This is a genomic window from Virgibacillus phasianinus (assembly GCF_002216775.1).
Taxonomy (GTDB): Bacteria; Bacillota; Bacilli; order Bacillales; family Amphibacillaceae; genus Virgibacillus_F; species Virgibacillus_F phasianinus.
On the sequence record NZ_CP022315.1, the window covers coordinates 1,138,115 to 1,151,135 of the forward strand.

A 13,021-nucleotide genomic window follows, 5' to 3' on the forward strand; every position below is an offset into this window, starting at 1 on the left:
TTTTCTAATAATGACAAATGTATACTCATTTGGTAAGCGCAAAAATGCTTTGGTTAAGAAACCAAAGCTTTGCTAAGCTATTCTATTGGATAAAAAAATCAAGTTCATGATAGTGCGGATTCTGTCCTAATGCTGCTTCACAGTTTTCACAAATAGTCTTGATTTGGACATCTCCGTTATCTTTATATTGTACCATTTCTTTTATATCCTCTGTTGTTAATTTATCAAGACCTAGAGTAGCGGAGTCAATCACTGACTGGTCGATTTTCCCAACCTCATTTCCACAATGCCTGCATGTATAGACAATAGACATGAAAATACCTCCTCAGATAAACAATGGGGTATCCTAAAGTTTGTCCGAAATTGGCATTTTTATACTGGCTTTCTGTACGTCGCTGATCAGTCGCCTCCGCTTTTCTTGTCCAGCTGTGGCTCCTAGAAGCTGCCGTCATAAGCAATGGACACTCCGAACGCTCTAACCCATGCGTTCTTCGGTCCCTTGCTTATGCGTCCGCTTCTGAACAGTCGCCTCCGCTTTTCTTTTGTCCAGCTGTGGCTCCTAGCGACTAGCAAATAGTTAGTACTGATGAATGTACGTAAAGTTCAACGTACTTTCACAGTCCTATCTATTTGTACGTCGCTGATCAGTCGCCTCCGCTTTTCTTGTCCAGCTGCGGCTCCTAGAAGCTGCCGTCATAAGCAATGGACACTTCGAACGCTTAAACCCTTGCGTTCTTTGGTCCCTTGCTTATGCGTCCGCTTCTGACCAGTCGCCTCCGCTTTTCTTAGTTATATTCATTCATTACTTCGTTGAATGGTTTTTCTAGCCAGGTTTCGAATGCGTCGGCTGCTTTTTGAATACTTTCCTGAACATTGGCTGCTTCATCTTTTGGAAACACTCCCAGTACGTAGTCAATCACAGGCTGTGCATTAGCAGGCCTTCCAACACCGATTCTGATTCGTTTAAATTCTTTCGTACCTAAATGATTAATCGTTGATTTTATCCCATTGTGGCCACCTGGTCCACCTTTTTGACGAAGGCGGATTTTTCCTGTTGGCAGATCCAAATCATCATAGACAATCACCACATCTTCCGTTGCAATATCATAATAATCCAAAAGTGGCCTTATTGCTTCGCCTGAAAGGTTCATATACGTTTGCGGCTGCAGCAATAATACTTTTTCTTTACCAATATGCTCAAGTGCATACTTGCCATTAAATTTTGATTTATTCAGGTCAAATGAGTGACGATTCAACAGTTCATCGATGACCATAAATCCAATATTATGCCTGGTCGCCTTATATTTTTTCCCGGGATTACCGAGTCCAACAATACATTTCATTATGTGACTTCCTTTATAATCTTTTTCTGATTTTTCACTCAACTACACGCATACAACAAACCCTCCTATAGAAATACACCATTACATTATGGGTTACAGGAGGGGTCAGTTGCATCCTTATATAGTTAGTATGCTATTATTTTTCTTCTTTATCATCATCTGATTCAGCATCTACTAATTCTGGCTCAGCATTCTCATCTGCTGGTTCTTCCTCAATATCATCCATTGTGTCTGGCGGAACAATGGTTACGATAGTTGTATCATCATCTTCAAGAAATTCATAATCTTTTGCTGTTGGCAGGTCAGAAATAGAAATACTGTCACCTACTTCAAGATTTGATACATTTACTGAGATTTCGTCTGGAATATTTCCAGGCTTCGCACGCACTTGTAATTCATACAATGGCTGCTGAAGAACGCCGCCGTCTTTAACTCCCTGAGCTTCCCCTTCTAAGTGAAGCGGTACCTCAACGTCCATTTCTTCGGACATATTTACAATATAAAAGTCTACATGCACTAATTCATCTTTGATAGGATTCATTTGGTAATCATGTAACATAACATCAACAGAAGAATCATTTTCAATATCCAGTGAGATAATAGCGTTTCTGCCTTCATCTCTAACTGTCTTGATTAAATCAAGACTATCTACAGCAATTGACTTTGATTCCTTTTCTTTCCCGTAAACTACTCCAGGAACATGTCCAATCTCCCTGATTTTTCTTAATTCCGAGTGCTCTTGATTTTTTCGAGTTGTTGCTTTTAATTTTACTGCCATGTATTTTCACCCTCCATTATTTACAAACTTAGCATTAGCCAAGCAAAAATCCTTTGATAAATTATCAGATTGAATTACTATCTTATTTATTTCCCCTATTTGATTACTTTTAAACCTTTAATCAAATAGAATACTTACGGATTCCATTTCATGGACACGTATGATAGCTTCACCAATTAACGGCGCTACAGATAATTGTTTAATTTTATCAATATATTTTTCAGTTTCTAACGGAATAGAGTCTGTGATAACTAGTTCTTTTATTTTTGAGTTTTCAATCCGTTCAATAGCTGGACCGGATAATACCGGATGTGTACAGCAAGCGTAAACTTCCTTCGCACCATTTTCAACTAACGCATTTGCTGCAAGTGTAATAGTACCAGCTGTGTCAATAATATCATCGATCAGTATAGCCGTTTTACCCTCTATATTCCCGACAATGTTCATTACCTCGGCAACATTTGGACGTGGTCTGCGCTTATCAATAATTCCGATAGGGGCTTTAAGACGGTCCGCCATTTTTCGTGCACGGGTTACACCGCCATGATCTGGTGATACGACGACAATATCATCGAAGTTCTTTTTCTTAAAGTAGTCTGTCAAAATAGGAACACCTTGTAAATGGTCAATAGGCATATCGAAAAATCCTTGAATTTGCGGTGCATGTAAATCAAGAGTAATCACGCGATCGGCACCAGCAGTTTCAAATAGATTTGCAACTAGTTTAGCCGTAATCGGTTCTCTTGAGCGTGCTTTACGGTCTTGGCGTGCATATCCATAGTAAGGCATAACAATGTTAATTGACCTCGCTGAAGCACGTTTACACGCATCTATCATTATAAGTAATTCCATGATGTGTTGATTAACCGGGGAGCATGTTGACTGAACAATATAAACATCACAACCGCGAATGCTCTCTTCAATATTAATCTGAATCTCGCCATCACTAAACGCAGAAACAGTACACTCACCTAGAGTAGTTCCAATATGGTTTGCAATTTCTTCCGCCAATTTACGATTTGAATTCAACGTAAATACTTTCAAAGATGGATCCTTATAGCTTGATGTCATGACCAAAAACCCTCCGTTAACCTATTTTCTATTTTTTAACCTTTTTGCATAGCCTTCTTTATTTTCCTGTCTGGCACGTCCAACAGATAAGGAGTCCTTGGGGACATCCTTCGTAATAGTGGAGCCAGCTGCAACAAATGACCCTTTTCCTATGGTTACTGGCGCAACCAGGTTCGAATTACAGCCAATAAAAGCGTCGTCGTCAATTGTTGTTAAATACTTGTTTTTGCCATCATAATTGACCGTAATTGTTCCACACCCAACGTTTACATTGGTTCCAATTTCTGCATCTCCAATATAACTTAGATGTGAAACTTTACTTTGATTTCCAATAACAGACTTTTTCACTTCAACAAAATTGCCGATTTTCGCTTCATTGCCTATTGATGCCTGTGGTCTAATATGTGCATATGGTCCAATTTTCACCCGTGCTCCAATTCGACTGTCATTCGCAACACTTTGCCGGACGACCGTTCCCTCGCCAATTGAGCAATTTGCGATTTCTGTATGCGGACCGATTTCGGCATTGCTCTTTATCGAGGACTCGCCTGTAATAATAGATCCTGGATGAATAAGTACGTCCTGTTCTATTATAACATCTGGTCCAATATATGTGTGATCCGGGTCGATAATTGTTACTCCATTACGCATATGTTTTTCATTGATCCGTTTTTTCATAACCTTTTCCGCCTGGGCAAGGGCCACACGATCATTTACACCCAATGTTTCCTCGTCATTTGCAGTTATAAATGCGGAAACCTTTTGCTGTTTACCGCGAAGTATTTCTATCACATCCGGAAGATAGTACTCTCCCTGTGCATTATCGTTCGATACCTCTTTTAATGCTTGAAACAGCGCTTGATTATCAAAACAATATGTACCAGTATTAATTTCATTTACTGCAAGTTCCGTTTCGTTTGCATCTTTTTGTTCCACAATCCGTTCTACTTCGCCCGTCTCATTTCGAATAACACGGCCATATCCAGTGGGATTGTCTATTTTGGTTGTTAGGATGGTTGCCTTTGCATTTTCTTTTTCATGGTGATCAAAAAGTTCCTGGTAAGTGTCGTCCGTAATTAATGGTGTATCACCACAAACAACAATCGTGGTTCCCTCTTTATCCTGAAGGATTTCCTCCGCCTGCTGTACAGCATGTCCTGTTCCCAGTTGTTCTTCCTGGACAACAAACTTGCTAACGTTGCCAATCTTGTCGATCACTGTATCAGCGCCAAAACCTACTACTGTAACAATTTCATCCAAGTTTACTGTTTTAACTTGATTTAATACATGTTGTACCATTGGCCGGCCCATTACGGGATGAAGTACTTTATACAATTTCGACTTCATTCTGGTGCCCTGACCCGCTGCAAGAATAACAGCATATCTATTAGTCATGAAGTAACCTCCATTCAGTTTCATCCATTATGAATATATCTCAAAAGGCGAACGATTTCAACAGATAGAAACAGATGGAAAAAATTTTTAGAATAGAAATTTAGTCTTATTTAAACTCAGAAAATCTTGGATTGTCGCCAAGAAATAATAGCGAAATCCTTAGATTTTTTATATTTTATACTGATAAAGATTTATACCTCTTAAAGTGCAAAAAAAGAAGGCTAATCTTTTTTAGATTAGTCCCCCCTGTTGATCTTATTTTTTAGGATGCCCCAGCCTCTTCAAACTCGACTTCTGCCTCACCCGCACGCTTATATTCTTCTAATACCGCATCTTGAATCTTGCCACGTGTACCAGAATTAATTGGGTGTGCGATGTCTCTAAACTCGCCATCAGGAGTGCGCTTGGATGGCATTGCAACAAACAATCCATTGTTTCCATCAATTACGCGGATATCATGAACCACGAATTCTTGATCTAACGTAATGGATGCAATCGCTCTCATTCTGCCCTCTGTGTTAACGCGGCGTAATCTAACGTCAGTTATTTCCATGATGTTTCACCACCTTTTCCCTTTTGAACTTACTTACCATAATTCTACAAAACATAGATAATTCCTGCTAAAATTTAAAAAAAGTTTAAAGATTTAATTAAAAAGGGGGTAAATGGTCAAATTCCTTACCTTGGTATCCAGTAAAAAAGATAAAACCTTGTTGAAAAGTTTTATCTTTTTACTTTATTTGTTTTGAAAGTTACCAGGTCTAACGTCAATTTTCTTTTGTTTTAAATCAACATGAGTAATTTTCACCAGAGATAAATAATCTTCTACAACACGTTCATCTTCTTCATCGTCCGCTTCCGCCAAAACAGCTATCCCTTTGACATTGGCATTAAATTCCCCAAGCAGACTTACTATCCCATTTATTGTACCCCCGGCCTTCATGAAGTCATCAATAATACATACATTCGCACCCTCCCGTAAACTCCTTTTGGGAAGAACCATTGTCTGAATCTTCCGGGAAGAGCCGGAAACATAGTTAATACTTACTGATGATCCTTCTGTTACCATTGGATCGCGCCTGACAATTACCACTGGTACATTCAAGAAAGTTGCAACTGCGTAAGCTAAAGGAATTCCTTTTGTCGCTACTGTTACAACAGCTTCAATGTTTGATTCCGTAAATTTTGATGCAAAAATTCGTCCAATTTCCTTAACCAGTGCTGGATTACCTAAAAGATCGCTCATATATAGATATCCACCAGGCAAAAGACGCTCAGAATCCTCTAGTGTATCGCATAAATCAGTAATAAATTGTTTGCTCTTTTCCGCGGTATAGTCAGGAATAAACTTTACACCGCCTGCAGCTCCGGCAACTGTTTCAAGCCGGCCAATACCTTCATCAGAGAAAACCCTGTCAATAATATCTAAATCCTCGCTGATAGAAGACTTAGCAGCATTATATAACGTGGAAAAGTATGGTAATGATACATGTTCCCTGGGATTTTCCAAAAAGTAATTTGTTAATGCAACTAATCGATCGCTTCTTCTCATATCGACACCTCAAAAACCGAATATTTACTATTAAATATATCACTTATATACGTGTTTTAGCAAGGGCTAGCATGACCAATTATGCGCACCACATAAACCTCATCACAAAATCCTCTGAGACCATTATAGATTCGAATGGCTTTATGCTGATGTTCGACGAGTCCAACAATCGTAGGTCCGCTGCCGCTCATTAGAACTCCATTTGCACCAGCCTGAATCATTTTTTCTTTAATCCGTAAAACATTGGGATATAACGAGGTTGTAACGGTTTCTAAAACATTGCCAACCTGATTGCAGAGTTTATGAAAATCTTTCTTCCTGATGGCGTCAAGAACTTTGGGTGTATTCGGGTGGGATAAATCATCTAATGCTAACCGGTTGAAGATTACTCTTGTGGAGACCCCGATATTGGGCTTGGCTAGGATCGCCCATGAAACAGGGGGTGGTAATAACTCCTCAATAATTTCCCCCCGCCCTCGTGCGAGTGCAGTAGAACCATATACGCAAAAAGGGACATCTGAACCAATACTTGCTCCCAGATTGGCCAGTTCAGATAAAGGAATATCTAATTCCCATAATTTCGTTAATCCCCGCAATACAGCAGCAGCATCACTGCTGCCACCGCCGAGTCCCGCAGATACGGGAATGTTTTTCTCAATATCTATACGTACACCACGCGTGATATGGTATTTGTCTTTTAGAGCATGAGCCGCTTTAAAGGCTAGGTTGCGTTCATCGTTTGGAACGTATTGATTATCTGCAGACACATCAATATAATCTGAGTCTAATGATGTTAAAGCAACACGATCAGCCAAATCAACTGTCGTCATCACCATTTCCACATCATGATACCCATCTACACGTTTACCAAGCACATCTAACGACAACGTAATCTTCGCTGGCGCATTCTCAAAAAACACCATACCAACACCACCCCACAAATCTAACCAAATTGTATCATATTAGAAAAGCGAAGGCGACTGCTAAGAAGCGGACGCATAAGCAAGAGACCGTAGAACGCACGGGCTTAAGCGTTCGAAGTGTCTATTGCTTATGACGGCAGCTTCTAGGAGCCGCAGCTAGACATTAAGAAAAGCGTAGTGGGCTTGTTCAGCAAGCCGAATCCCTACAAATACTATCGAACCATACTAAATACGATCCTCTTCAAATAAAATTCAGTCCGGGTCCCGCCCAATGCAGCAAAAAACTCATGACAGTTCACTGTCATGAGTCCTTTAAACATATTTATTTCTCTATTGAAGCCCATTTCCATTCATACGTTGGACCAAATGGGTTACTGATTACACCTTTAACATAAGGTTTAATCAATTGTGCACGTGCACTTTGATAGATAGGTGCAATTGCAGCGTCATCCATCAGAACTTTTTCTGCTTCTAAAAACGCATTATAGCGTTTGGCAGGATCAGTTACGTAATCAGTTGCACTTTTCTTCATTAACTTATCGTATTTTTCGTTGGAATATCCCATTTTATTATACTGACTACCTGTGATATACATGTTTAGGAATGTATATGGGTCTAGGTAATCAGGTCCCCAGCCATATACTTGCAATTCATAATTCATGTTTTCACTTAAATCTAAACGTTGCTCAAATGGAACTTGCTTTAATTTAATATCTAACCCTTCAAGATTAGTCTCTAGCTGGTTAGCAAGATATTCATTCATGTTTTTCGCCGATGCGCCATCATCAGCTAAGAATTCAATTTGCACCTTATCTTTCCCAATTTCCTCCAAACCTTTTTCCCAAAGTTCTTTTGCTTTTTCCGGGTCATATGTGATTAAATCCCCATTTACTTCCCGGAAATCTTCTCCTGATTCAGGCATAGAAGCAAAGTTTTTAGGAATCAAACCATTTGCCACAATTGAGCCATCGTTTAAAACTTCATCCACTAAGGCTTGTTTATCAAATGCACGGCTAATGGCATTTCGGATATTTTTGTTAGCTAAAGCATCAGACGCTTCCTCGTTAAATTTGAAATAGAAAACAGATGTTTCTGGTGTAACGGTATAATCTTCGTGCGTTGAATACCTGTCTACAAGGTCGGAGGAAAGGCCAGCACGATCCACTTCTCCTTTTTCATATAAGTCTACAGCCACCTGCGGATCCTTAACCACGTCAAAGGTTATTTTATCTAAAGAAACTGTGTCCGCATCCCAGTAATCTTCATTTTTTACAAGTTTCCATGATGTAGATGTACTTTTCCAATCCGTTAACTTGAACGGGCCATTCGATAATAAGTTTTCAGAACTTGTACCATATTTATCACCTTTGGATTCCACAAACTTTTGATTCAGTGGTAAGAAGGTACCGAACGTCATTAATGACTCAAAATATGGAATTGGCTTTTCAAGTGTTACGACTAAGGTAAAATCATCCTTCGCTTTAACACCCAATTTTTCAACAGGCATTTCGCCATTATTGATTGCGGTTGCATTTTTAATCACACCGTTCATCATATATGGTCCATACTCGGAACCTGTATCTGGATTAATGGCCCTTTGCCATGCATAAACGAAGTCATGTGCAGTTACCGGGTCCCCATTTGACCAAACTGCATCTTCCCGAAGTGTAAACGTCCATGTCAGGGCATCATCACTTACTTTATGATCAGTTGCAATACCATCAACAATTTTGGCATCCTTACCTAAACGATAAAGGCCTTCTGTTGTTGCACCTAAAAATTGAAAACCATATTCGTCAGCGGCAAGTGAAGAATCCATCGATGGAATAGTATCCCCATTGGTTAAATTTAGTACTTGTTTTTCATCGCTGCTTGTACTGCTTTTGCTTGTGTCTGAGCTTGTATCATCACTCGAACAAGCAACCATGAAAACGCTTAACAATAAACCCATTAAAATCAACATTGAAAACTTCGTAAGTTTCATGTTTAATTAACTCCCCTTTTTATTGATATTGTAAAATATCCTGATAGAAAAAATGCGCAATTAAAATTATACAATTTTTAGAACGTTCTTGCAGGTATTTTTTCACTTCTAATATGTAAGCGCCTTCTATAAGTACCTTTTCACCGTTTAAAATGAATAAAAAGAACCAGTTAACTTTAAAACAAGACGAAAGTCCTAAAATAAATTAAAATAAAAGCTGATGACAGCTTTAAGTGGTGTCATCAGCTTTTGCCTGTTTTATTTCGCTACAGAGGCCCATTTATATTCGTATTTCGCGCCAAACGGGTTTGGAATGACTCCATCCATTTTAGGCGAAATCAATTGTGCCCGTGCACTTTGGTAAATTGGAGCAATTGCTGCATCCTCAAACAATAATTTTTCTGCTTCCAGGAATGTCTGGTAGCGTTTTTTCGGTTTTAACGCTAACTCATTTGCACTTTTTTCGAGCAATGCATCATATTCTGGGTTTGAATAGCCCATCATATTGTTTCCACTGTCAGTAATCCATAAGTTTAAGAATGTGTATGGATCTAGATAGTCTGGTGACCATCCAGAAACTTCAAGTTCATAGTTCATGCTTGAATCCAATTCCAGACGTTGTTCAAAAGGAACTTGTTTCAATGTGACCTTTAAGCCTTTCAAATTTGTTTCTAATTGGTTTGCAAGATATACGTTCATATTCTTTGCTGATTCGGTATCACCAGCTAATAGTTCAAGTTCTACTTTATCTTTTCCAATTTCTTCAAGGCCCTTTTTCCAATACTTTTGAGCAGCCTCTACGTCATACGTTACTAAATCTCCGCTGACTTCCCGGAAATCCTTACCGGATTCAGGCATTTTTGCGAAGTTTTTCGGTATAAGACCATTTGCTACAATGGATCCATTATTTAATATCTCATCCACTAGTGCTTGTTTATTAAATGCACGACTGATAGCTTTACGAATATTTTCATTCGCTAGTGCTTTTGTTGTTGTTTGATTAAACTTCAGGAAGAATATCCCTGGTTCTGTCGTAACGGTGTAATCATCATTTGACTTATACTTGTCCACTAAATCAGCTGATAAATCGGCACGATCCAACTGATTCTTTTCATACAAGTCAACCGCAACTTGCGGATCCTTGATAACGTCATACGATAGTTTTTTCAAGGAAACTGTGTCGGCATCCCAATATTTTTCGTTTTTCTTTAGATTCCACGAGCTTGCGGTACTAGTCCAATTCATTAGTTTAAACGGTCCATTAGCAAGCATTGTTTCAGAGCTTGTTGCATATTTATCTCCTTGCTCTTCAACAAACTTTTGGTTTAACGGATAAAATGTTCCGAATGTAGTTAGCGATTCAAAGTAAGGTATTGGTTTCTCAAGTGTAACCACTAATGTATAATCATCTTTTGCTTTGACACCTAGTTTTTCTACTGGCATTTTGCCCGCACTTATCGCTGTGGCATTTTTAATAACTCCGCCCATCATGTAAGGACCGTATTCTGATCCGGTATCAGGGTTTACAGCACGGCGCCACGCATAAACAAAGTCATGTGCGGTTACAGAGTCCCCGTTTGACCATTTTGCATCTTCACGAAGATTGAATGTCCATGTTAACGCATCATCACTTACTTTATGATCTTTTGCTATACCTTCAACAATTTCAGCATCTTCACCTAAACGATAAAGACCTTCCTTGGTTGCATTTAAAAACTGAAATGCATATTCATCTGTTGCGAGCGATGAGTCCATGGTAGGAATTGTGTCAGCAATTGATAGGTTAAATACCTGTTCACCACTTCCGCCTCCTTCTGAACCTCCAGTTGATTCTTTGCTGCTATCACTGTACGAACATGCTGCCAATACAGTTACAAGCAATAGACCTGTTAGCAGCAGTGAAAATTTCGAAAATTTCATGATGTGGTAACTCCCCTTTTTTGTAAGTTTTGCTTTTTACCTGCAATTAACAATTATAGTATTTTTCTATCATTTTTTCAGCAATTTTAACATTTTGATTACAAAAATGAGTATAAATACCTAGATAAATGTAAAAAAGTTTAAGGAAAAGACAAACCCATTAGGGTCTGTCTTTTTGCTGCATGCCTTGCTCGGCCATTTCAATTGCTCGTTTCACCATGTTCCCTGCATCTCTTGCTTTAATACCGCCCCAGCCATCCTGCTGTACGGTGTCGTAAAAGCCTAACTCTTTAGCAATTTCTTCTTTCAATTGATCAGACATCATGCTTCGTCGTCTTCCCATGAAAGAACAACCCCTTTCTACTTGAGCTTCCTTGTTACGACACCATTAGTTTATGTGCTTATTTAAAACATACACCAGTCATATGTATACAAAAAAGGAAATATTTTATGGAATAGGTTCAAGCAAATAGGAAAAGTATAAAGAAAAGTATTAAAAAAACCCCGGTTCTTAAAACCGAGATTATCTTGGACATTATAAAAATAGAAGCAGTAAACAGGTGTTTACTACTCCATCATCATAGCTGTAGTTCTGTCGTCTTGGAAGCTTAGTTCAACCGTTTCTGTTAAAACGTCTGCATAGCTGTATGAAACACGTTCGAATGCGTTTTCGTCTTGATCAAGCTCAACAATGAATACGGAAGGATAGGTTTCTGCAAGAACTCCGCAACGTTCAATTGTTTTTCTTCTTCCACCGTTGGCTTTCAATTTTAATCGTTTACCAATGTGGCCTTCAAGACCCTGCTTAATTTCTATTAATGTCTTAGCCAATACACTCCACCTCACTTCATTTATTATAGCACGTGCTTGTATTAGCAGTCAAGTAAAACTTTATATTATAACAATATATCTTTTTTCATGTCAACAACTAAATTCACGTTTTGCTGTTATTATTACAAAAAAATGATAAAATATGTATAGAAAATGAAAATAGTTAAATTGATACCCAAAAATTACGTATTTTGTGTTACGAATGACAAGTACAGAGAGGCAGACTTTCTGAGGGAACCAGAAAAATCTACCCACTGCTTTTACTCATCAGATGAGTCCTCCAAATATGGCATTCCAGTGCGTAATAATCCACGTGTTTCAATACCACCCATCCCTTTTTCACCAGTCAGTGTATTACGCAGTACATCCCAAACGCTCACCTTTTCCATAAAAGGTGTGTATGCTATTTTAGCTGCTATATAGACAGGATCTAAAGCATGGATATTAATGCGGGAAGGTGAACTGGCGTAATTAGCACCGGCACGGATAAGTGATTCAAAATGAGATTGGCATGCACCGGCAAAGATAATGAGCTGATCTAATTGAGGAACAATCCGTCTTGCCTCTCTGACAGTTTCTACAAAATATTTAGAATGACGATAAGCACGTAAATCACTTTTTGTTCCTTTATTTCTGGAAAAAGAGTCATGACCAGTGATGACAATGATATCCGGCTGGATTTTTTCTACCAGTGCTCCAATTTCCAAAGGCATATCCTTTTCATTTAGATAAACTCCATGTACATGTAAGCCAATTCTTTGATAGAGTTCAATACACTTCCTCAAATAATTCTGATCCCCATCAATATGCAATACTTTTGCGGGTAAATGAAAATAGGATGCTTCATGATGATAGCCATCTGTTGCCTGGTAATCCCGCTTTTCTTTCATAAATTGGTAATCCTGCCGAAATAAACGGTATGAAAACTCTTCCTGTTCCTTTTCCTTTTTACTCTTTTTAACTAAATCCCTTTCCTCCACAAGAACAAGATCACTGAGCGGTGCGTCCACTTCCAGCCGCAGATCCTTTCCATGTAACGTAGCATGGTCCTTGGATATAGAAGAAATACGAAATAGTAAATCATGTTTATACGAAATTCGGGAAACGATATCACCTGTAATCAAGTCCATTAAGCCACCTCACAGCCTCCAAGCTTCGAAAGCTTTCCTATACCCATAACCTATGTAAAAAAACTAGGTATGTGCATAGAAAAGCGAAGGCGAC

At 38.7% G+C, this 13,021-nt stretch carries 13 protein-coding genes; all 13 read right to left on the bottom strand.

Going from position 1 to position 13,021, the window contains the following annotated elements; all coding sequences use genetic code 11:
• Positions 1-82 precede the first annotated feature (82 nt).
• Positions 83-313 (bottom strand): anti-sigma-F factor Fin, encoded by a 231-nt coding sequence (gene fin / locus CFK37_RS05830; RefSeq protein ID WP_089060969.1) that lies wholly within the window; start codon positions 311-313, stop codon positions 83-85.
• A 472-nt stretch (positions 314-785) separates the two neighbouring features.
• Positions 786-1,343 carry an aminoacyl-tRNA hydrolase gene (gene pth / locus CFK37_RS05835; RefSeq protein WP_089063548.1) on the bottom strand — a complete coding sequence of 186 codons (558 nt, stop codon included), beginning with the start codon at positions 1,341-1,343 and terminating at the stop codon, positions 786-788.
• Positions 1,344-1,479: 136 nt separating this feature from the next.
• Positions 1,480-2,121 (bottom strand): 50S ribosomal protein L25/general stress protein Ctc, encoded by a 642-nt coding sequence (locus CFK37_RS05840; RefSeq protein WP_089060970.1) that lies wholly within the window; start codon positions 2,119-2,121, stop codon positions 1,480-1,482.
• A gap of 117 nt (positions 2,122-2,238) precedes the next feature.
• The gene (locus CFK37_RS05845; protein ID WP_089060971.1) at positions 2,239-3,192 is read right to left on the bottom strand and encodes a ribose-phosphate diphosphokinase; all 954 of its coding nucleotides are present in this window, start codon (positions 3,190-3,192) and stop codon (positions 2,239-2,241) included.
• Positions 3,193-3,213: 21 nt separating this feature from the next.
• A complete protein-coding gene (glmU, locus tag CFK37_RS05850) occupies positions 3,214-4,587 on the bottom strand; it encodes a bifunctional UDP-N-acetylglucosamine diphosphorylase/glucosamine-1-phosphate N-acetyltransferase GlmU (RefSeq protein WP_089060972.1) in 1,374 nt (457 codons plus the stop codon).
• A gap of 262 nt (positions 4,588-4,849) precedes the next feature.
• Positions 4,850-5,140 (bottom strand): septation regulator SpoVG, encoded by a 291-nt coding sequence (spoVG, locus tag CFK37_RS05855; RefSeq protein ID WP_089060973.1) that lies wholly within the window; start codon positions 5,138-5,140, stop codon positions 4,850-4,852.
• A gap of 183 nt (positions 5,141-5,323) precedes the next feature.
• The gene (gene purR / locus CFK37_RS05860) at positions 5,324-6,139 is read right to left on the bottom strand and encodes a pur operon repressor (protein ID WP_089060974.1); all 816 of its coding nucleotides are present in this window, start codon (positions 6,137-6,139) and stop codon (positions 5,324-5,326) included.
• A 56-nt stretch (positions 6,140-6,195) separates the two neighbouring features.
• Entirely contained in the window at positions 6,196-7,062 is an 867-nt protein-coding gene (gene ispE, locus CFK37_RS05865) for a 4-(cytidine 5'-diphospho)-2-C-methyl-D-erythritol kinase (RefSeq protein ID WP_089060975.1), read from the bottom strand.
• A gap of 322 nt (positions 7,063-7,384) precedes the next feature.
• Positions 7,385-9,046, bottom strand: a complete 1,662-nt coding sequence (locus tag CFK37_RS05870) for a peptide ABC transporter substrate-binding protein (protein ID WP_089060976.1) — start codon at positions 9,044-9,046, stop codon at positions 7,385-7,387.
• Between the two features lie 258 nt (positions 9,047-9,304).
• Positions 9,305-10,966, bottom strand: coding sequence for a peptide ABC transporter substrate-binding protein (locus CFK37_RS05875; protein WP_089060977.1), 1,662 nt, complete (start codon positions 10,964-10,966; stop codon positions 9,305-9,307).
• 160 nt (positions 10,967-11,126) lie between these two features.
• Positions 11,127-11,309, bottom strand: a complete 183-nt coding sequence (locus CFK37_RS05880; RefSeq protein WP_089060978.1) for a small, acid-soluble spore protein, alpha/beta type — start codon at positions 11,307-11,309, stop codon at positions 11,127-11,129.
• 224 nt (positions 11,310-11,533) lie between these two features.
• Positions 11,534-11,797 (bottom strand): biofilm formation stimulator Veg, encoded by a 264-nt coding sequence (veg, locus tag CFK37_RS05885; RefSeq protein ID WP_089060979.1) that lies wholly within the window; start codon positions 11,795-11,797, stop codon positions 11,534-11,536.
• A gap of 260 nt (positions 11,798-12,057) precedes the next feature.
• On the bottom strand, positions 12,058-12,927 hold the full coding sequence (gene yabG / locus CFK37_RS05890; RefSeq protein WP_089060980.1) for a sporulation peptidase YabG: 870 nt from the start codon (positions 12,925-12,927) through the stop codon (positions 12,058-12,060).
• Positions 12,928-13,021: the final 94 nt, after the last annotated feature.

What these genes read in the sequence shown, in the direction of transcription:
- fin (WP_089060969.1), bottom strand. Translation starts at nt 313, where the DNA reads ATGTCTATTGTCTATACATGCAGGCATTGTGGAAATGAGGTTGGGAAA.
- pth (WP_089063548.1), bottom strand. Translation starts at nt 1,343, where the DNA reads ATGAAATGTATTGTTGGACTCGGTAATCCCGGGAAAAAATATAAGGCG.
- CFK37_RS05840 (WP_089060970.1), bottom strand. Translation starts at nt 2,121, where the DNA reads ATGGCAGTAAAATTAAAAGCAACAACTCGAAAAAATCAAGAGCACTCG.
- CFK37_RS05845 (WP_089060971.1), bottom strand. Translation starts at nt 3,192, where the DNA reads ATGACATCAAGCTATAAGGATCCATCTTTGAAAGTATTTACGTTGAAT.
- glmU (WP_089060972.1), bottom strand. Translation starts at nt 4,587, where the DNA reads ATGACTAATAGATATGCTGTTATTCTTGCAGCGGGTCAGGGCACCAGA.
- spoVG (WP_089060973.1), bottom strand. Translation starts at nt 5,140, where the DNA reads ATGGAAATAACTGACGTTAGATTACGCCGCGTTAACACAGAGGGCAGA.
- purR (WP_089060974.1), bottom strand. Translation starts at nt 6,139, where the DNA reads ATGAGAAGAAGCGATCGATTAGTTGCATTAACAAATTACTTTTTGGAA.
- ispE (WP_089060975.1), bottom strand. Translation starts at nt 7,062, where the DNA reads ATGGTGTTTTTTGAGAATGCGCCAGCGAAGATTACGTTGTCGTTAGAT.
- CFK37_RS05870 (WP_089060976.1), bottom strand. Translation starts at nt 9,046, where the DNA reads ATGAAACTTACGAAGTTTTCAATGTTGATTTTAATGGGTTTATTGTTA.
- CFK37_RS05875 (WP_089060977.1), bottom strand. Translation starts at nt 10,966, where the DNA reads ATGAAATTTTCGAAATTTTCACTGCTGCTAACAGGTCTATTGCTTGTA.
- CFK37_RS05880 (WP_089060978.1), bottom strand. Translation starts at nt 11,309, where the DNA reads ATGGGAAGACGACGAAGCATGATGTCTGATCAATTGAAAGAAGAAATT.
- yabG (WP_089060980.1), bottom strand. Translation starts at nt 12,927, where the DNA reads ATGGACTTGATTACAGGTGATATCGTTTCCCGAATTTCGTATAAACAT.